Source organism: Polymorphospora sp. NPDC051019 (genome assembly GCF_040683055.1).
Lineage (GTDB): Bacteria > Actinomycetota > Actinomycetes > Mycobacteriales > Micromonosporaceae > Polymorphospora > Polymorphospora lycopeni.
Map to the genome: position 1 here is coordinate 86,636 of NZ_JBFBCH010000009.1, position 19,065 is coordinate 105,700.

Below are 19,065 nucleotides of genomic sequence, written 5' to 3' on the forward strand. Positions count from 1 at the left end.
TGACGGAAACCCAGCTCACATCGGTCGGCGTGGCCTACTCCCATCGGGTGACCGACCGGCGTACCTTGTTTCAAGGACGCTCGGGCGTGGCTGGCCCGGGGCGTCGGTGACCGGGGCGACGGCCCGGGTCGCAGCGGCCAGCGCAGCGGGACGGAGGCAACGCGATGCGCCCAGTACGCTTCGTCGCCCTCTCCGAGGACGGCCAGGCCATGGTGCTCGCCGACGAGGTGGGTCGCCTTCTTGCGCTGCCCATCGACGAGCGGGTGTCCACGGTCCTACATGCCGACTCGGGCAGTGGCGGCGCCAGTCTCACCGTGGCGATGCCGCCGAGCGACCTGACGCCCTCGCTGTCGCCACGCGACATCCAGGCCCGGATCCGGTCCGGTGAGTCCGCCGACGACGTCGCCCGCATCGCCGGGGTGCCGGTCGACCGGGTGCTGCGCTACGCCGGCCCGGTGCTCCAGGAGCGGGCGATGCTGGCCCAGCACGCGCGCCGCACCCGGCTGAAGAACTCCGACAAGAACGCCCCGCTCGCCGAGGTCGTCGACAGCCGGCTGGCCCAGCACGGCATCGACACCGAGAAGATCTCCTGGGACGCCTACCGCCGCGACGACGGCACCTGGCGGATCGTCGCCACCTGGCCGTCGGGCAAGGCGACCGCCCAGGCGATCTGGGAGCTCGACAAGACCCGCCAGGTCGTCGCACCACACGACGACATGGCGCAATACCTGTGTGCCGAGCGGCCCACCCAGATCCTGGGGCACGAGCCGACCACCGAGCGGGGCGGTCACGCGCTGCCCGGCCCGTCGCGCGGCGAGCCGAGCCGGGGCGGGCACGGCCTGCCGACCGCGGCGCCCGCCGACCACACCCGCCCGACCCGGGACCCGATCCGGGCCGGACGCGACGCGCTGCTCGCCTCCCTGGACCGCCCGCTCAGCCCCAGCCCGGGGCGCGGGCTCGACCCGGCGGCCGCCACCGACCAGCCCCGCCAACGGCCGGTGGCCGGCGGTGCCGCGGCGCTGCTCGGTGGCGGCGGTGCCGGCTCCGCCTTCGACGACGACGCCGACCTGCCGAAGGAGGTGCCCGCGGTGCCGTCGCTGGCGGTGCTGCGGCCACGTCGCACCACGGGCGGTGCCGCTGCGGCGAGCGAGGCCACCGACGCTCCGGGCAAGTCGCGCAAGCGCCTGCCGAGCTGGGACGACGTCCTGTTCGGCAGCGGCCCGGCAGCCCGCGAAAGCTCCTGACCACCGCGCTGCGGCGCGGCCCAAACTCGCGGCGCCCGAGCCGCGCCGATCAGCCCAGGTCCGCGCTGATCAAGGGGATACTTCGGGCATCTCGCCCCGCCTCAGCCACGATTGGGCCTTGATCGGCGCCGAGCCTGGAGCGCTAGGCACTCGAAGTCCACCCGTGACAGGGTGAGTGACATGGACTACACCAACCTCGGACGCACCGGCCTGTCCGTGAGCCGGCTCTGCCTCGGCACGATGAACTTCGGACCGCAGACCACCGAACCCGACAGCTTCGCCATCATGGACCGGGCGCTGGAGCACGGGCTCAACTTCTACGACACCGCCAACGTCTACGGCTGGAAGACCGGCGAGGGCATCACCGAGCAGATCATCGGCCGCTGGTTGGCCCAGGGCGGCGGGCGGCGCGAGAAGGTCGTGCTGGCCACCAAGGTGTACGGCCGGATGGGCGACTGGCCCAACGAGCAGGGGCTGTCCGCCCGGCACATCATCCGGGCCTGCGAAGACTCGCTGCGCCGGCTGCAGACCGACACCATCGACCTCTACCAGATGCACCACGTCTCCCGCAGCACGCCGTGGGAGGAGATCTGGCAGGCCATGCAGACCCTGGTCGACCAGGGCAAGGTGCTCTACGTCGGTTCGTCCAACTTCGCCGGCTGGCACCTCGCCGCCGCCCAGGAGTCGGCCACCCGCCGCAACTTCCTCGGTCTGGTCTCCGAGCAGGCGATCTACAACCTGTTCACCCGGCATATCGAGCTGGAGGTGATCCCGGCGGCCCAGCACTACGGCATCGGCATCATCCCGTGGTCGCCGCTGCACGGCGGACTGCTCGGCGGTGCAATCCGCAAGCTGGCCGAGGGTGGGGCGGAGCGGGCCAAGAGCGGCCGGGCGGCCGAGACACTGGCCGAGCACCGGCCCACCGTCGAGGCGTACGAGAAGCTCTGCGCCGACCTCGGCCACGACCCCGCCGACGTGGCCCTGGCCTGGCTGCTCTCCCGCCCCGGCGTCACCGCACCGATCATCGGGCCGCGTACGGTCGAGCAGCTCGACAAGTCACTCGGCGCGCTCGACGTCAGCCTCTCCGACGACGTGCTGGCCCGGCTCGACGAACTCTTCCCGCCGGTCGGCAAGGGCGGCCCCGGCCCGGAGGCGTGGGCCTGGTAGTCACACCGCCCGGCCGCCGGTCACAGCGGCCACGAACCGAGCCGGTCGTACGTCGGTCGCGGGCCGAGATGGCTAGCCACCAGCACCATCTCGGCCAGCGGCCACCACGGGCCGACGTATCCGGCCAGGTCGGCGAGGTCGGCGTCGACGGCCGCCCGGGACAGCCACTCCCCCGGCCGGGCCAGGGTCAGGTGCGGCCGCAGCAGCCGCCGGTCGTACGGCAGCCGGGACCGCCTGAGTTCGCTCCGGACCGCGCCGCTGACCAGGTACAACGCATCGACGTCGCCGTCCAGCCCGGCCCACAGCACGGTGAATCGGCCACGGCCGAAGCGGCCACCGCCGGCCAGCCGCAGTCGCGCCACCGGCCCACCGGCCACCGCCGCCACACCACCCGCCGGCACCGGCCCCACCGCCAGGTCGGACTCGGGCGCCGGCTCCGGTGGGTGGCGCCAGCGGTCGGACCGGTCCGGCCGGCGGGTTCCACGCCGGCGGGACGGCTCACGCCAGCCCGGTGCCGCCCGGTCCAGCACCGCCCGTACGTCCGGTAGCCGCCCCTCGTCGACATCGCCGAGGAAGGCAAGGGTGACGTGCAGGTTGTCGGCGTTGGCGAGGCGTACGTTCACCCCGTCGGCGGTGGCCCGGCCGATCCGCAGCCCGTCGACGTACGCGCCGATGTGCCTGACCACGTCGGGCGGTGGGTAGAGGGCGACGAAGAGTCTCACCTCGGCTCACGCCGCTGCCAGGTGGTGGCGGCCGGCAGCATCAGGCCGGCGGCCGCCAGTTCGCCCTCCACCCGGATCCGCTCGATGTCGAGATCGAAGCCAGCGAGTTCATCGAGGTGCTGGGCGATGCCGAGGCTCTGGCTCGCCATCCGCAGCCGGTCGTCGTATGCCTGCGCGAACGCGCTGCGCCACAGCAGGCTCTCGCTGCCCAGGTAGCGCCGCTGCACCGCGAGCCGGCGCAGGTCGGCCGCGAGCTGCTCGATGGGCACCTGCCGGAAGGGGCCGGCGACCGCCCGGGCGGATGTGATCGCGCCCGGGCCGGCATCCTGTTCGAGCCGGGCGACCGTACGTCGCTCGCGCCGGGCCCGGCGGCGCGCGACGAGCCGGGCGGTCAGCCGGTCGATCATCTCGTCGGCGCAGATGAGCGCCGCCACGACCGCCGGCAGGCACAGCACGGAGAGCAGCGCCAGTGGCAACACCAGGGCGTCCACGAGGGGCCACAACCTTCGGCACGGGACGGCGGAGCGGACGTCCACCGTCGGATCGGCTTCATCCGTTACAGGGTGGCGACTCCGAGAAGCTGACGGAGCCGGACGACCAGGTCCTTTTCACCTTCGATCCGGACGGCGTCGTCGTCGACCCGTCGCCACAACCACCGTAGGACGGCGTCGGGATCGCCGCTGACCCGGGCGTCCGCCTCGTCGGTGCTCGCCGGCCGCACCGTGACGACGTCACGGTCGAAGCGGACCAGCCACCTGCTCCCGCCACCTGCCACGACCACCCCACGCCCGTCGTTACCCACCATCAGTTCGGTGAAGTATTCCGGCCAGCTGCGGGTGGCGTAGGCCAGGCAAACCTCGAGCACCTCGTCGATGCCGTCGACGGCGAGATCGTCGGGGACGGTCGCGGACGGCACGCCGGCCGCCAGCTCGGCGTCGATCCGGTGCACGACCGTCTCCTGCGCCATCCGGCGGATCCAGAAGCCGACGGTCGGGTCCGGCTCGTACCAGCCGGCGGCCGGAGCGTCCGGCGACCGGCTGGTGAGCTCGTGGGTCAGCGCGGCGTAGGCCCGGTCGAGCAGGGCGATCGGCTCCTCGCCGGCGAGGTCCGGCGGCCACGACTCGGGCTCGACCCCGTGCCGCATGCACTCGGTCTTGTGCAGGTAGACCTGCGCGACGTGCCGGGCGAGATCGGCCATCGACCAGTCGGGGCAGCTCGGTACGACCGCGTCGAGCGGCCCGCCGGTGACGACCTCGCGCAGCCGGCGGTAGTCGCTCGCCAGGCACTCCAGGTAGCGGGTGTTCTGCATCGGGACAGACAATCAGACGGGTGTGACAGCCGGCTCGGATTTTGCCGCCGGCACCACGTAGAACGCGGGCAGCGGGCGGATCCGCAGCCGGAGGCGGGCACCGGTCCGGTGCAGCTGCCAGGCGAGCGCCAGCAGCGCCACGGCCAGGGAGATCAGGCCGCCGAGCCAGATGCTCGCCGCCGCGCCGTACGTCTCGGCGACCCAACCGATCAGCGGGGCGCCGACCGGGTTGGTGCCCAGGAAGACCAGCACCCACAGGGCCATGACCCGGCCCCGGAAGGCGGCGTCGACGCCGAGCTGGACCCGCTGGTTGGACGCCTGCGCGAAGAAGATCATGAAGAAGCCGGCGGGCAGCAGCAGGAGCACGACCAGCCAGTACGTCGGCGCCAGGCCGACCAGGGTGCCGAAGATCGCACAGCCGACCGCGGCGCCGAGCACCAGCCACACCGACGGCCGCTCCCGGCGGGTGCTGCCGGCCAGGGCGCCGGCCAGCGAGCCGAGCGCGAGCATGGTGGTGAACACGCCGAAGGTGGCCGCACCGGTGTTGAAGACGGTCTTGGCGAGGGCGGCCAGGGTGATCTGGAAGTTGAAGAGGACCATCCCGATGATCGACATGAGCGCCATCGGCAGCAGCAGGTCGGGTCGCCGGGCGACGTACCGCAGCCCGTCGACCACCTTGGCGTTGTCACGTTCGCCGATCGGCAGCAGGTCGGCGCGGTGCAGCTCGGCGCTGCGCATCCGCAGCAGGCCGACGAGCGGGGCGACGGTGGCGACCGCGCTCACCAGGAAGACCGGGCCGACGTCGAAGACCGCGATGGCCACGCCGGCCAGCGCCGGTCCGAGGACCCGGGCCGAGTTGAACGTGGCCGACGAGAGGGCGAGGGCGTTCGGCAGCAGGGTGGTGCCGACGAGTTCGGACACGAACGCCTGACGGACCGGGGTCTCCACCGCGTTGGCCACACCGAGCAGGCCGGCGAAGACGAAGACGTGCCAGAGCTGGACGACCCCGGTGACCACCAGCAGGCTCATCGCCAGGGCGAGCACCGTCCAGGTCGCGTTGGCCACCAGGAGCAGCATCCGCTTGTCGTAACGGTCGGCGAGCCGCCCGGAGAGCAGCGTCAGCAGGAGTACCGGCGCGAACTGGAGGGCGACCACGACACCGAGGGCGGTCGCCGAATCGCCGGAGAGTTCGAGGACCAGCCAGTCCTGGGCGATGAACATCACCCAGACGCCGATCAGCTTGATCAGTTGACCGATCGCGAAGAGCCGGTAGTTGCGGACCGTCAGGGACTGGAACGTGCTGCTCAGCTTTGCCCGCACTCGGGGTGCGCCTCCTCAGATCGTACGCGTCATCCACAGTGGACGAAGCAGATCCGAGGCCCCGACGCGCCGTCAGGCGCGCGCGATCCTCCGCAGGATCTCGGCGGCGCTCGACAGCGTCTCGCGCTCGGCCGCGGTCAGTTCCGCGAGCCTGCTGGCGAGCCACTCGTCGCGGGCCCGCTCGATCTGGTCGAGCATGTCCCGCCCGGCCTCGGTCACCGCGAGGATGACCTGCCGGCCGTCCGTCGGGTGGGGCGTGCGGCCCACGAGGCCACGCTCCTCCAGCTTGGCGACGATCCTGGTCATCGTCGGCGGCTGGACCCGTTCGGTGTCGGCCAGTTCGCGCGGGGTCAGCGCGCCCGCCAGTTCGAGACTGATGAGCGCGGAGAGCTGGGTCGCGGTGAGGTCGCCGACCGGGCGGGTCTGCCGGACCCGTCGGTTGAGCCGGGTGATCGCGTCGCGCAGGAGAGTCGCCAACTGCGCCGGCGGCAAACGCTTCGCCATCACCGTCCGCTCCGTCACGATCGTTAGCCTAACTAATGAGCGATGCTAACGACCACTCGATATGACAGCCGTCACCGTACCGTGCCCGGCGGAGGCCACCGGGCACGGTACGTCGGAAAACCCGCTAGTAGATCAGCGCCTCGACCGGGCCACGCATGAAGTACACGACGAACAGCACGGCCACCCCGTACAGCAGCGGATGCACCTCGCGGGCCTTACCACGGACGACCTTGAGCAGGACGTACGTGATCACGCCAGCGCCGATGCCGTTGGAGATCGAGTATGTGAACGGCATCAGCACGATGGTCAGGAACGCCGGGATCGCGATCTCGTAGTCGGACCAGTCGATCGTGCGGATCGTCGTCATCATCAGGAAGCCGACCACGATCAGCGCGGTCGACGCCGCCTCGAACGGCACGACCACCACCAGCGGCGCGAAGAACATCGCCAGCAGGAACAGCCCGCCGGTGACCAGGTTGGCGGCCCCGGTCCGGGCCCCCTCCGCGACACCGGCCGCACTCTCGATGTACGACGTGTTGCTCGATACGCTCGCCGCGCCACCGGCCGCCGCGGCGACCGAGTCGACCAGCAGGATCTCCCGGGTACGCGGTGGCATGCCCTTGTCGTCGAGCAGGTTGCCCTCCTGCCCCACCGCGACCATCGTCCCCATCGTGTCGAAGAAGTCCGTGATGAGGAGGGTGAAGACGAACATCAGGGCGACCAGCCAGCCGGCCCGTTCCCACGAGCCGAGCACGTTGAAGTGCCCCAGCAGCGACAGGTCCGGAACGTCGACCACGGTCTCCGGCACCGCCGGCACGTTCAGCGACCAGCCCTTCGGGTTCGGTACGCCGTTCACGACCGACGGGCCCACCTTCGCCACGGCCTCGACGACGATCGCCAGCAGGGTCGTGGCGAAGATGCCGATCAGGATCGCGCCCTTGACCCGGCGTACGACCAGCACCAGGGTCAGCAGCAGGCCGAGGACGAACACCAGCGCCGGCCAGCTCACCAACCTGCCGTTGATGCCGAGGCCGACCGGGACGGTGGTGTTCGCGATATCGGGAACACGCCGGACGAAACCGGAGTCGACCAGGCCGATGATGGTCAGGAACAGGCCGATGCCGACCCCGATGGCGGTCTTCAGCTGGACCGGAACCGACCGGAACACCGCCGTACGCAGGCCGGTCAGCACCAGGATGCCGATCAGCACCCCCTCGATGACCACCAGCCCCATCGCGTCGGCCCAGGTCATCTGCGGCGCGATCTCGTATGCGACCAGCGCGTTGACGCCGAGACCGGCGGCCAGTGCCAGTGGGAAGCGGGCGGCGACCCCCATCAGGATCGTCATCACCCCGGCGACCAGGGCGGTCGCCGCCGCGATCGCCGCCATGGCGAGCCGCCGGCCGTCGCCGTCGACCGCGTTGCCGAGGATCAACGGGTTGAGTACGACGATGTACCCCATCGTGAAGAAGGTCGCCAGACCGCCACGGACCTCCCGGCTCAGCGTCGAGCCACGCGCGGAGATCTCGAAAAAGCGGTCGAAGCGGTTACGGGCAACGGTCGTCCCGGTGCCCGTCGGGCGTTTGTCCATCTGGTCCTCACCGCACTGGTCACATGATGCCGCGCGCATAATCGCAGATCAGGCGTTTCCAGGGAAATTCGCGCCCGTTACGATCTTCGATCTTCGCGCGGCGACCAGGGAGCCGGGAGCCGGCGCAGTAGGCTGGCCCTCGTGTCCGACCGCCCCAAGCCCGAGCCGCTCGACCCGCCGATGGTCCCCTTCGCGGTGGCCGGCATCGTGGCGTGGGCGGTCGCCGGCCTGGTCCTGCTGGTCTTCTTCCGCGGCTGGCTGGCCGATCAGGGGCACACCGACTGGCTCTGGACCTGCCTCGCCGGCTTCCTGATGGGCTTTCCCGGCCTGGCGGTGATGATGAAACACGACGCCAACCGGCGGCGCCGCCGCGCCGCGGCCGGCTGACCCGGCCGGCCGGCTCCGGTCAGCCGTGCCCGTACGGCTCGGCCGGCTCGTCCTCGGCGACCGGACCGCCGGTCGTGGCCGGAGCGGCGGCCACGTACACCGGCACCGCCTCGACCTCGCTGTCGTCGTAGACGGTCGGCAGTTCGTCGACCGGCGTCGGGGCGACGTCGGTCAGCGTCTCCGAGTGGGCACCGCAGCCGTGATCGGCACTGACCACCCGGCCGTCGTCGGGGGCGTAGACGTTGGCGCAGGCCCCGAACAGCAGCCGCATCGAGCCGGCCAGCGGCAGGTAGAACCCGCACGACCCACAGCGGGCGGTGCGGGGCGCGGCGACCGAGATCGGCGCTTCCGGACCGTGGTCGCCGTCGTACCAACGCTGGCCGGTGTCGGCACGGCCCTCGCGGGACAGCACCCGCGCCCGGCCGAGGCCCAGCTCCCAGGAGACCTCCTCGACCGCGGGGTCGTCCGACTCCAGATAGCCCGGGGCCAGCCGCTCGTCGTCGGGCGCGGTCGGCAGCAGGTCACCGACGCCCAGGTCACCGGGCTGGAGCCGCTCGTGCCAGGGCAGCCAGCCGGGGGCGAGCAGCGCGTCGGCACCGGGCAGCAGCACGGTGTCGCAGACCGTCACGTGCTTGCTGCGGGCCACCCGGGTGACGGTGACCGCCCAGCGCCAGCCCCGGTAACCGGGCAGCAGGCACTCGAACAGGTGGGTGACCAGCCGATCACCCTCGACGACCGCCTCCAGGTGGACGCCGACCCCCTCCGGCTCGACCTCGGTGATGGCGGCGCGGGCCACGTCGACGGCAGAGGCACAGACCTGGTCGAGGCGGGCGGCGCGGGTGGTCGTCCTGGTCACACAGACATTGTTCCTCATGCCGGCCGATCGTCGACAGGCACTCCCCGATCCGATCCGCTGCCGGATGGGACGAAGACCCATCGGATGGGCGAGGATGGGAGGCATGCCGCTCTTCCCGTCGCTCGGGCGCACCATCGGTTCCGCGTTCCGCGGCACCCGCGTGCTCGCCAGAGGTTCGGTCAGCGGCGGGCGCTGGGCGACCCGCCGGGTCGGCCGGATACGCGAGAAGGGCGCCGGCGGCGAACCCGGGATGGTCCGCCTCTTCGACCTGCACGCCGTGTCCTGCGCCGGCGACACGCTCATCGCGATCGGACTGGCCGGCACGATCTTCTTCAACGCGCCGCTCGGCGAGGCCCGCAGCAAGGTCGCCCTCTACCTGCTGGTCACCATGGTCCCGTTCGCGCTGCTCGCCCCGGTGGTCGGTCCGCTGCTCGACCACTTCCGGCACGGCCGGCGCTACGCGCTGGCGGCGACCATGCTCGGTCGGGCGTTCCTCGCCTGGTTGATCTCCGACTACATCCACGGCTTCGGGCTCTATCCGGCCGCCTTCGGGGTGCTCGCCCTGTCCCGGGCCTACGGCGTCGCCCGGTCGGCGGCCGTGCCCCGGCTGCTGCCGGAGAAGCTCGGCCTGTCCCAGGCCGGCGCCCGGGCCAGCGTCTACGGCACGATCGCGGGCGCCGTGGTGGCCCCGCTCGGCCTGGCCGCGTTCTGGTTCGGTCCACAATGGCCACTGCGAGTCGCCTCGGTGATCTTCCTCGTCGGCATGGTGATCGCGCTGCGGCTGCCGCCGCGCGCCGACTCCGATCCCCCGGAGACGGTGCCCCGGGCCTGGCAGATCCTCGGCTTCCGCCGGGGTCGGGGCGAACGGGTGCTGTCCGGCCGGCTGGTCCTCGCCGCCCTGATCGGCAGCGCCAGCCTGCGTGCCCTCTACGGTTTCCTGCTCCTCTTCCTGGCCTTCGCGATCAAGGCCGGTGACCTGACCACGGTGGTGTTCGGCCGCGACCTCGGCGACGAGGCCGCCCTCGGCCTGGTCGGTGCCGCGCTCGCCGTCGGCACCTTCCTGGCCACCGCGATCGGGACCCGGCTACGCATCCACCACCCGCTCGCGCTGCAGTCGAGCGGGCTGGTCATCGTCGCCGGTGTCGCGATCCTCGCCACGATCAAGTTCTCGCTGCTGATGGTCGCCCTGCTGTGCCTGACCAGCGCCGTGATGAGCGGTATCGCCAAGCTCGCCGTCGACGCCTCGATCCAGGAACGGGTCCGGGAGCGGATGCGGGCCAGCGCCTTCGCCCACTCCGAAACCGTGCTCATGCTCGCCTTCGTCGCCGGTGGCGCGGTCGGCCTGATCCCGTTCGACGGCCGGGTCGGCATCGGCGTGGTCGCCGGGATCGGTGTACTCGCCGCCGCCCGCGCCGTGTTCGTCGCCTGCCGGCTGCGGGCCGAGAGGCTGCAGGGCCGGCCGACGGCCGACGCCGAAGATCCGGCCGACACCGCGGACCCGCCGACGCCACCCACCCCCGACCGTGACGCCGAGAAGCCGGCCCCGGCCGCCCCCACGGCCGGGAAGGAGCCGGACAGCCCCGGGCCGAACCGGGAAGCCAGCGGCATCAGGAGGATGTTCATCCGCAAGAAGGCCGCCGCCAGGGAACCGGCGAAGACCGCGCCCGACGATCCACCCACCCGGCTCGAGAAGACGCCCCGAACGCCGACCCAGTCCGCCGGCGACCGGCCGACCACCCCCGTCGAGCGGCCCGAGGCCACCGCCCCGCCCGGCTACCACATCTACCGCCCCTCGTCGGCCGTCCCCCGGCCCGGCACCGGCGACGACGAGACCAGCCGCGAATCACGGGGGCCGGCATGATCGCCGACCGCCTGCTGGTGGTCACCGCCGTCGAGGCCGAGGCCGCCGCCGTACGCGCCGGGCTGGGCGACGCCGCCGTGACCGTCACCCCGGTCGGGGTCGGGCCGGCGGCCGCCGCCGCGGGCACCGCCCGGCTGCTCGCCCTCGCCGAGGGCGCCGGACGGCCGTACACGGCGGTGATCTGCGCCGGGATCGCGGGCGGGTTCACCGACCGGGTCGAGGTCGGCGGCACCGTACTGGCCGACCGCAGCATCGCCGCCGACCTCGGCGCCGAGTCGCCCGACGGCTTCATCCCCCTCGACGAGCTGGGCTTCGGCGAGACCGTCGCGCCGGTCCACCCGCCGCTGCTGGCGGCGCTGCGCCGGGCGCTGCCCGCCGCCGCCGTCGGCGCGGTACTCACCGTCGGGACCGTCACCGGCAGCGCCGACTCGGCAAAAGCCCTGGCCGCCCGGCACCCCGACGCCGTGGCCGAGGCCATGGAGGGGTACGGCGTCGCGTGTGCCGCCGCCGGTGCCGGTGTTCCCTTCGCCGAGCTGCGTACGGTCTCGAACCCGATCGGGCCGCGCGACCGGGCCGCGTGGCGGATGCGGGAGGCGTTCGACGCCCTCACCACCGCCGCCACCCGGCTCGCCTGACAACCGCCGCGCCGGGCCGGCCAGCCGCTGGATACGGTGGGGGGCGTGACGATCTCGCTGGCCATCTCGCCGTGCCCCAACGACACCTTCGTCTTCCACGCGCTCGTCCACGGCCTGGTGCCCGGGGCGCCGGCGGTCGACGTCACCTACGCCGACGTCGACGTGACCAACACCGCCGCCGAGCGGGGTGCGTACGACATCGTCAAGGTCAGCTACGCCGCGTTGCCCTGGCTGCTCGACGACTACGAGCTGCTGCCCTGCGGCGGTGCCCTCGGCCGGGGCTGCGGCCCGCTCCTGCTCGCCCGGACCGACGCCGCCACCACCGACCTGACCGGGGCGACCGTCGCCGTACCCGGCGACCGGACGACGGCGTACCTGCTCTTCCGGCTCTGGGCGGCGGACCACCCGCCGGCCCGGATCGAGGTCGTGCCCTTCCACGAGATCATGCCGGGCGTGGCCGCCGGCCGGTACGACGCCGGCCTCGTCATCCACGAGGCCCGCTTCACCTATCCCCGCTACGGCCTGACCGCCCTGGTCGACCTCGGCGAATGGTGGGAGAACGACACCGGGCTACCGATCCCGCTCGGCGCGATCCTGGCCCGGCGGGGGGCCGTCGACCCGGTCGCCGCCGCCGGCTGGATCCGCGAGTCGGTGCGCCAGGCGTGGGCCGACCCGGCGGCCAGCCGCGACTACGTGATGGCGCACGCCCAGGAGATGGAGCCGGACGTCACCGACCGACACATCGCGCTGTATGTCAACGACTTCACCGCCGACCTGGGCCGCGACGGGCACGCGGCGGTCGACGCGCTGCTGCGCCGGGCCGCCGACGCCGGTCTGACGCCTCAGATCTCCAGCTCGCGGGCCACCGCGTGGACGAGCTGAGCGACGTTCTGGGCGGTCTTGCGGTCGGGGAACCGGCCGCGCCGCAGGTCGGGCTGCACCTTGGCCTCGAGCACCTTGATCATGTCCTCGACCAGCCCGTGCAGTTCCTCGGCCGGACGCCGGCGAAGTTCCGCCATGGACGGTGGGGCGTCGAGCAGCTTCACGCCGTGCGCCTGCGCACCCCGACGGCTGTCCATCAGCCCGAACTCGATCCGCTGGCCACCCTTGAGTTCCGTCACACCCGCCGGCAGCGCGCCCTTCGGCAGGAAGACGTCGCCACCCTCGTCACTGGTGACGAACCCGTAGCCCTTGGCCGCGTCGTACCACTTAACTCGCCCCGTCGGCACCGATGACCCCTGCTTCGTCGAAATTACGGACCTGACAAGGCTATCCGTAGGAACCCGTCGAGTGCGCCCGAGAATCCGCCTGGGCCGGCCGAAGCCCCACCGGTCGCCGCCCGCACCGGGACAGATGCTTCCCGGACCGGCCAGGGGACGTGACGACAATCACTTCCCCGCCGGACTCAGCGACTGACGTGCGTGTAGTTCAGGTCTTCCACCGGCAGCGGAAACTGCACGTCGTCGCCGAACGGGGAGGGACCACCCGGTCGGGAGAAGGTGATTTCGGTGACCGCCAGGTGTCCCTGCTTCACCGGCTTGACCCTGGTGTCCCGCGCCGTCCCCGCCGCGCCACGCTCCGGCACCCGCCGTCCGCCGTCCCGAGCCATGCTGAAACTCCCTCCCCGCCGTTCCTTACCTGATCATCGTCGCACGCCACCCGCACGAGCGACCGAGGCCCATCATCCACGTCCGGCCGGATAGCGTGGAAAGACGATGACCACCACCCTCGCCGACCAACTCCGGGCGCTGCCCGACGAAGCGCTCGGCGCCCTGCTGCGCCTGCGCCCCGATCTCGTCGTACCCGTGCCGACCGACATCGGCGCGCTGGCCGCACGCGCCCAGTCGCGGGTCTCGGTGGCCCGGGCGCTCGACGGGCTCGACCGGTTCACGCTGCAGGTCCTCGACGCCGTACGCCTCGCCCGCACCGCCGACGAGGGCACCACCTCGGTCGAGTCCGTGCTGGCGCTGGCCGCCGTACCGGCGCAGGGCGTCGACGCGGCCACCGCCCGGGCCGCCCTCGACCGGCTCCGGGCCCGGTTCATCGTCTACGGCCCGGAAAGCACGCTGCGGCTCGTCGACGCCGTCGACGAGGTCTGTTCGCCGTACCCGGCGGGGTTGGGGCGACCGGCCGCCGACCTCGACTCGCGCACGGCGGCCCTGGTCGCGGACCCGGCGCGGCTGCGCCGCACGGTGCTGGCCGCCCCGCAGCCGGCCCGGGCGGTCCTCGACCGGCTCGCCGCCGGCCCGCCGGTCGGCTCGCCCGCCACCGGTGCCGCCGTCGGCTGGCTGCTCGACAACGGGCTTCTCGTCACGATCACCGACGGGGCGTTCTCGGTCGACGCCGACGCCGTCGAACTGCCCCGCGAGGTCGGGCTGCTGCTGCGCCGCGACACCGGGGCGCTCGGCCCGCTGCATCCCCGGCCACCCGTCCCGGTCCCCGCCGGCCGGGAACCCAAGGCCGTCGACTCGGCCGGCGCCGGCCAGGCCATGGAGGTCATCCGGCACGTCGAGGCACTGGCCGAGGCGCTGGCCGCCGAGCCGGCACCGGTGTTGCGGTCCGGCGGGATCGGCGTACGCGAACTGCGCCGGCTGGCGAAGGCCGCCGGCCTCGACGACGCGCCGGCCGCGCTGCTGATCGAGGTCGGATACGCGGCCGGGCTGCTCGGCCCGGCCGACGTGCCCGGAGCGGGTGGTCGGGCCGGCGGCGACAGCCAGATCCTGCCGACCACCGGCTACGACGTGTGGCGGGTGCTGCCCCTGTCGGCCCGCTGGGAGCAGCTGGCCCGTGGCTGGCTCGGAATGCCCCGCCAGGCCGGCCTGGTCGGCCAGCGCGACGACCGGGACCGGCCGATCGCCGTACTATCCACCGAGGTCGGGCGTGGTTCGGCACCGGCCGCCCGGCGGGCCGCGCTCGGTGTGCTCGCCGACCTCGCCCCCGGTGCCGCGCCGACCGCCGACGAGGTGCTGGACCTGCTCGCCTGGGAAGCACCACGCCGTGGGCGTGGCCGCGAGTCGGCCTACCGGGACGCGCTGGCCGAGGCCGCCCAGCTCGGCGTGACCGGGCTCGGCGCGCTCACCAGCTTCGGGCGGGTGCTGCTCGCCGAGACGGCACCGGACCGGACGTCCACCGTCGAGGAGGACCCGCTGGGCGTACGGTCGACCGTCGGCAGCCCGGCCGACCTGCCGGCGGTGGCCCGGGCGCTCGACGGGCTGCTGCCCGCCCCGGTCGACCACCTGCTGGTGCAGGCCGACCTGACCGTGGTCGTACCCGGTCCGCCGGAACCGGCGCTCGCCGCCGAACTGGACGCCGTCGCCGAGCCCGAGTCAGCCGGCGGGGCCAGCGTCTACCGGGTCACCCCGGCCAGCGTCCGCCGTGCCCTCGACGCCGGATACTCCGCCGACGACCTGCACGCACTGTTCGACCGCCGGTCGCGTACCCCGGTGCCGCAGGCGCTGCGTTACCTCGTCGACGACACCGCCCGCAAGCACGGCGGGCTGCGGGCCGGGCCGGCCGGGTCATACCTGCGCAGCGACGACGAGGCGCTGCTCACCCAGGCACTCGCCGACCGGCGGCTGACGGTGCTGGCGCTGCGCCGGTTGGCCCCGACCGTGCTGGTGACCCCGCACCAGGCCGGTCGGCTGCTGGCCACGCTCCGGGAGGCCGGCTACGCACCCGTGCCCGAGGACGCGAGCGGCGCCGCCGTGCTGTCCCGGCCGAAGGTCCGCCGGGCACCGCTGCGTACGCCCGACCGGGGCGCCGACCCGCTGGCCGCGCCGGCCCTCACCCAGCCCCGGGTGCTGGGCATCGTCGAACAGCTCCGCCGCGGCGACGCCGCCGCCCGGGCAGCCCGCCGGGCGCCGGCGACGATGCGGACAGCGGGTGGGCGCAACGGCGAGCGGCTGACCACCGTGCAGGCCCACACCCAGGCGCTGGCGGTGCTGCAGCAGGCGGTCCGGGACCGGTCCCAGGTCTGGGTCGGATACGTCGACGCGCACGGCGGCACCACGTCGCGGCTGCTGCGACCGGTGTCGATCGGTGGCGGTTACCTGCGCGCGGAGGACGACCGGACGGAGACGTTGCACACGTTCGCCCTGCACCGGATCACCGCGGCGGTCGTCGAGGAGTGACCTGACCCGCTCATCGTCGGTGGCGGCGTGCCATCCCGACGATCGACACCAGCAGGAGCAGGGCGGATGCGGTGCCCAGCGCCTCGCCGACCGAGTCGACGAAGCCCTGCTGCTGGACCAGCCAGCCGAAGAGGAACCAGCCGAAGAGCAGTGCGGCGGCACAGCCGTACGCGACGATCGTGGCGCGCGACACCGGCGCCGGATCGTCGGACGTGGCGTACCCCGGCTCGGTTCGGCGGGCCGTCTCACCATCCACTGACATGCGCCCTCCCCGTCTCCACCAGCCGGTTCCATCCAGACTGGCAGCCGCACGGCGCTTCTGACAGGGTTTTCGCCCCGGAGTCCGCTCCGGGTTCGCCCCGTCAGGGCAGGTCGGACGGCCGGTGGGCGGCCGCCGCGGACCGGCGCCGAACCGTCCCGTGCGTGCAACACTGGAGGGTCCTTTCCGCGCGGTCGAGGGGGAAAACCGGCGTGAACAGCGGTCCGCTGATCGTCCAGTCCGACAAGACTCTTCTGCTGGAGGTCGACCACCCCGACGCGCAGGCCTGCCGCATCGCGATCGCGCCGTTCGCCGAACTGGAGCGCTCGCCGGAGCACGTGCACACCTACCGGCTCACGCCGCTCGGGCTGTGGAACGCGCGGGCCGCCGGCCACGACGCCGAGGGCGTGGTCGACGCCCTGATCAAGTTCTCCCGCTATCCGGTACCGCACGCGTTGCTGGTCGACGTCGCCGAGACGATGGACCGGTACGGCCGGCTGCAACTGGTCAACCACCCCACCCACGGTCTGGTGCTGCGTGCCCTGGACCGGATGGTGCTGATCGAGGTGGCCAAGAGCAAGAAGCTTGCCGGCATGCTCGGTGCCAAGGTCGACGACGACACCCTGGTCGTGCACCCGTCCGAACGTGGACGGCTCAAGCAGGCACTGCTCAAGCTCGGCTGGCCGGCGGAGGACCTGGCCGGTTACGTCGACGGTGAGGCGCATCCGATCGACCTCGCCGAGGCCGGCAAGGACGGCCGGCCGGCCTGGACGCTGCGGTCCTACCAGCGCGAGGCGGTCGACACCTTCTGGGCCGGCGGCTCCGGCGTGGTCGTACTCCCCTGTGGCGCCGGCAAGACGCTGGTCGGGGCGGCGGCGATGGCCGAGGCGAAGGCGACCACGCTGATCCTCGTCACGAACACCGTCGCCGGCCGGCAGTGGAAGCGGGAACTGGTCGCCCGGACATCGCTGACCGAGGAGGAGATCGGCGAATACTCCGGAGAACGCAAGGAGATCCGGCCGGTCACCATCGCGACGTACCAGGTGCTGACCTCGCGGCGTGGCGGCGCCTTCACCCACCTCGACCTCTTCAACGCCCGCGACTGGGGGCTGGTCGTCTACGACGAGGTGCACCTGCTGCCGGCGCCGATCTTCCGGTTCACCGCCGACCTGCAGGCCCGCCGCCGGCTCGGCCTGACCGCGACCCTGGTCCGCGAGGACGGCCGCGAGGGCGACGTCTTCTCCCTGATCGGGCCGAAGCGCTACGACGCGCCCTGGAAGGACATCGAGGCACAGGGCTGGATCGCCCCGGCCGAGTGCACCGAGGTACGGGTCACGCTGACCGACGCCGAACGGATGGCGTACGCGGTCGCCGAGCCGGAGGAGCGCTACCGGGTGGCGGCGACGGCCCGTACGAAGCTGCCCGTGGTCCGCCGCCTGGTCGAGCGGCACCACGGCGAGCAGGTGCTGGTCATCGGCGCCTACATCGAGCAGTTGCACCAGCTCGGCGAGTTCCTCGACGCGCCGATCGTGCAGGGGTCGACGACCAACAAGGAGCGGGAACGGCTCTTCGACGCGTTCCGTTCCGGCGAGGTGTCGACGCTGGTGATCTCGAAGGTGGGCAACTTCTCCATCGACCTGCCGGAGGCGGCGGTGGCGATCCAGGTCTCCGGCACGTTCGGGTCCCGGCAGGAAGAGGCACAGCGGCTCGGCCGGGTGCTGCGGCCGAAGTCCGACGGACGGCAGGCGCACTTCTACACGGTGGTGTCCCGGGACACGATCGACACCGAGTACGCCGCACACCGGCAGCGGTTCCTCGCCGAGCAGGGGTACGCGTACACGATCGTCGACGCCGACGACGTGCTCGGCCCGCCGCTGCCGTCGACAGACTGATCCGGGGATCGCCGGGGCGGGCGTGCGCGACGGGTGGCCGTGTCGGCGGCCGTGACTCGCGGATGGCCGTGTCGGCGGCCGTGACTCGCGGATGGCCGTAGCGGGCCGCCGGCGCTGAGGGTGGGTGTCAGGCGCCGAGCACTCTGGCGCGGCGCGCGACGCGGTCGAGTTGCGGGTCGTCGCGGAGGACGTCGAGCAGCGGCCGGACCGGCACCTCTTCCGCCCCAGCGACCACCGGGACCGGCGTCGGCCAGGTCTCCAGCAGCCGTACCCGCAGCTCGGCCAGTGGTGTCCACCAGCGCAGCGGGCCGGGCCGGTTCGGGTCCCGGTCGGCGCCGACGAAGTCCCGCCACCGCTCGTTCCACCGCTCGCAGTTCGGCAAGGTGAAGATCCAGTCGGTCAACCGGGGCAGGTCGGCCGCGGCGACCGCGACGTCGGCGCGGGTCACCCGGACCGGCACGCCCTGCAACGCGGCGGCCAGTTCGCCGTCGATGACGTAGTCGAGGCCGCCGGACCAGCGCAGCAGGCTCCCGAGGTTGCCCAGCATGAACCGGATGTCGTCGTCCCGTTCCCGGCGGGCCACCGCGATGCTCTCGTCGAGATCGGCGTCGAGCGCTTCGACATCGGCCCGCACCTGGCAGCCGAGCGCCTCGAAGAGCCGTTCGACGACGGCCGTCGTCGGGGCGTGGAAGCCGGTCTCGAAACGGGAGACGCACTGCTGGGAGGTGCCGGCACGGGCCGCCAGCGCCCGCTGTGAAAGCCGCGCCCGCTCCCGTTCGAGGCGGAGCAGTTGCCCCAGCCGAAGATTGAGTCGCCCGGCCGGCGCCGCGGCGACGGCTCGGTCGTCACTCACCGCCTGATCGTGGCGCGGTCCGCCGTCGCGTGCCACCCTGCCTGCCCACCCTGTGGAAAACGCTGTGGATAACTCCAGCCGTTGAGGATCTGGGGCTCGGGCAGGCGGGCAGGGGTGGGGCGGAAGGCCGGCCCTGAGCCACACCGGGCGGGATCGGCAGGGCCGAGGCCGGTCGGGGCGCGCGCAGGGCAGGTATTGCTGATGTGGTCCACAGCGAATTCGCTGTTAAGACAGCGAATTCGCTGTTGTCTCGGACAGCTATGTCGTGCCCGGCCGGAGAGCCCTACCGCGAGGCAGTCGGGCTTCACCAACGGCCGACCCGCCGCCGTCCGGGC

General features: G+C 72.8%; 18 protein-coding genes and 1 pseudogene. 8 read left to right on the top strand and 11 right to left on the bottom strand.

Features of this window, described 5'->3' with window-relative positions; genetic code table 11:
- The first annotated feature begins 164 nt into the window (after positions 1-164).
- Entirely contained in the window at positions 165-1,244 is a 1,080-nt protein-coding gene (gene sepH / locus AB0M79_RS17930) for a septation protein SepH (protein ID WP_364214501.1), read from the top strand.
- A gap of 180 nt (positions 1,245-1,424) precedes the next feature.
- Positions 1,425-2,411: an aldo/keto reductase gene (locus AB0M79_RS17935; protein ID WP_364214504.1), complete on the top strand. Its 987-nt coding sequence runs from the start codon at positions 1,425-1,427 to the stop codon at positions 2,409-2,411.
- A 20-nt stretch (positions 2,412-2,431) separates the two neighbouring features.
- On the opposite strand, the gene AB0M79_RS17940 is transcribed toward AB0M79_RS17935, so the two are convergent.
- The 6 genes from AB0M79_RS17940 to AB0M79_RS17965 all read right to left on the bottom strand — a co-directional run bounded on the left by AB0M79_RS17940 (position 2,432) and on the right by AB0M79_RS17965 (position 7,857).
- Positions 2,432-3,133 carry a 2'-5' RNA ligase family protein gene (locus AB0M79_RS17940; RefSeq protein WP_364214507.1) on the bottom strand — a complete coding sequence of 234 codons (702 nt, stop codon included), beginning with the start codon at positions 3,131-3,133 and terminating at the stop codon, positions 2,432-2,434.
- The gene (locus AB0M79_RS17945; protein ID WP_364214510.1) at positions 3,130-3,624 is read right to left on the bottom strand and encodes a hypothetical protein; all 495 of its coding nucleotides are present in this window, start codon (positions 3,622-3,624) and stop codon (positions 3,130-3,132) included. Before AB0M79_RS17945 ends, AB0M79_RS17940 begins: the two co-directional genes overlap by 4 nt.
- Before the next feature lie 65 nt (positions 3,625-3,689).
- Entirely contained in the window at positions 3,690-4,442 is a 753-nt protein-coding gene (locus tag AB0M79_RS17950) for a maleylpyruvate isomerase family mycothiol-dependent enzyme (RefSeq protein WP_364214513.1), read from the bottom strand.
- Between the two features lie 12 nt (positions 4,443-4,454).
- Positions 4,455-5,762: an MFS transporter gene (locus AB0M79_RS17955; RefSeq protein ID WP_364214516.1), complete on the bottom strand. Its 1,308-nt coding sequence runs from the start codon at positions 5,760-5,762 to the stop codon at positions 4,455-4,457.
- Between the two features lie 72 nt (positions 5,763-5,834).
- Positions 5,835-6,284, bottom strand: coding sequence for a MarR family transcriptional regulator (locus AB0M79_RS17960; RefSeq protein ID WP_364214519.1), 450 nt, complete (start codon positions 6,282-6,284; stop codon positions 5,835-5,837).
- A 106-nt stretch (positions 6,285-6,390) separates the two neighbouring features.
- Positions 6,391-7,857 carry an NCS2 family permease gene (locus AB0M79_RS17965; RefSeq protein ID WP_364214522.1) on the bottom strand — a complete coding sequence of 489 codons (1,467 nt, stop codon included), beginning with the start codon at positions 7,855-7,857 and terminating at the stop codon, positions 6,391-6,393.
- A gap of 180 nt (positions 7,858-8,037) precedes the next feature.
- Between AB0M79_RS17965 and AB0M79_RS17970 the strand changes: the two genes are divergently transcribed.
- Positions 8,038-8,244 carry a DUF2530 domain-containing protein gene (locus AB0M79_RS17970; protein WP_357538486.1) on the top strand — a complete coding sequence of 69 codons (207 nt, stop codon included), beginning with the start codon at positions 8,038-8,040 and terminating at the stop codon, positions 8,242-8,244.
- Positions 8,245-8,263: 19 nt separating this feature from the next.
- On the opposite strand, the gene AB0M79_RS17975 is transcribed toward AB0M79_RS17970, so the two are convergent.
- Positions 8,264-9,205, bottom strand: a complete 942-nt coding sequence (locus AB0M79_RS17975; RefSeq protein WP_364214525.1) for a DUF3027 domain-containing protein — start codon at positions 9,203-9,205, stop codon at positions 8,264-8,266.
- Here AB0M79_RS17975 and AB0M79_RS17980 point away from each other — a divergent pair.
- Genes AB0M79_RS17980 through AB0M79_RS17990 form a run of 3 tightly spaced genes read left to right on the top strand, consistent with a single transcriptional unit; the run spans position 9,195 to position 12,478 of the window.
- On the top strand, positions 9,195-10,961 hold the full coding sequence (locus AB0M79_RS17980; protein WP_364214528.1) for an MFS transporter: 1,767 nt from the start codon (positions 9,195-9,197) through the stop codon (positions 10,959-10,961). The genes AB0M79_RS17975 and AB0M79_RS17980 overlap by 11 nt on opposite strands.
- Entirely contained in the window at positions 10,958-11,596 is a 639-nt protein-coding gene (locus tag AB0M79_RS17985; protein ID WP_364214531.1) for a futalosine hydrolase, read from the top strand. The genes AB0M79_RS17980 and AB0M79_RS17985 overlap by 4 nt, the downstream gene beginning before the upstream one ends.
- Before the next feature lie 45 nt (positions 11,597-11,641).
- Positions 11,642-12,478, top strand: a complete 837-nt coding sequence (locus tag AB0M79_RS17990) for a 1,4-dihydroxy-6-naphthoate synthase (protein WP_364214534.1) — start codon at positions 11,642-11,644, stop codon at positions 12,476-12,478.
- On the opposite strand, the gene AB0M79_RS17995 is transcribed toward AB0M79_RS17990, so the two are convergent.
- Positions 12,439-12,825 carry a cold shock domain-containing protein gene (locus AB0M79_RS17995; protein ID WP_357538256.1) on the bottom strand — a complete coding sequence of 129 codons (387 nt, stop codon included), beginning with the start codon at positions 12,823-12,825 and terminating at the stop codon, positions 12,439-12,441. The two genes, AB0M79_RS17990 and AB0M79_RS17995, sit on opposite strands and share 40 nt — an antisense overlap.
- 176 nt (positions 12,826-13,001) lie before the next feature.
- Positions 13,002-13,127 (bottom strand): annotated as a pseudogene (locus AB0M79_RS18000) (succinate dehydrogenase/fumarate reductase iron-sulfur subunit); the annotation flags it as partial.
- Positions 13,128-13,311: 184 nt separating this feature from the next.
- Between AB0M79_RS18000 and AB0M79_RS18005 the strand changes: the two are divergent.
- Positions 13,312-15,726, top strand: a complete 2,415-nt coding sequence (locus AB0M79_RS18005; protein WP_364214537.1) for a helicase-associated domain-containing protein — start codon at positions 13,312-13,314, stop codon at positions 15,724-15,726.
- Positions 15,727-15,736: 10 nt separating this feature from the next.
- On the opposite strand, the gene AB0M79_RS18010 is transcribed toward AB0M79_RS18005, so the two are convergent.
- A complete protein-coding gene (locus AB0M79_RS18010) occupies positions 15,737-15,988 on the bottom strand; it encodes a hypothetical protein (protein WP_364214540.1) in 252 nt (83 codons plus the stop codon).
- A gap of 209 nt (positions 15,989-16,197) precedes the next feature.
- Between AB0M79_RS18010 and AB0M79_RS18015 the strand changes: the two genes are divergently transcribed.
- Positions 16,198-17,877 (top strand): DNA repair helicase XPB, encoded by a 1,680-nt coding sequence (locus AB0M79_RS18015; protein ID WP_364214543.1) that lies wholly within the window; start codon positions 16,198-16,200, stop codon positions 17,875-17,877.
- A 127-nt stretch (positions 17,878-18,004) separates the two neighbouring features.
- Here the strand turns inward: AB0M79_RS18015 and AB0M79_RS18020 are convergent, their stop codons facing one another.
- Positions 18,005-18,730: a helix-turn-helix transcriptional regulator gene (locus AB0M79_RS18020; protein ID WP_364214546.1), complete on the bottom strand. Its 726-nt coding sequence runs from the start codon at positions 18,728-18,730 to the stop codon at positions 18,005-18,007.
- Positions 18,731-19,065: the final 335 nt, after the last annotated feature.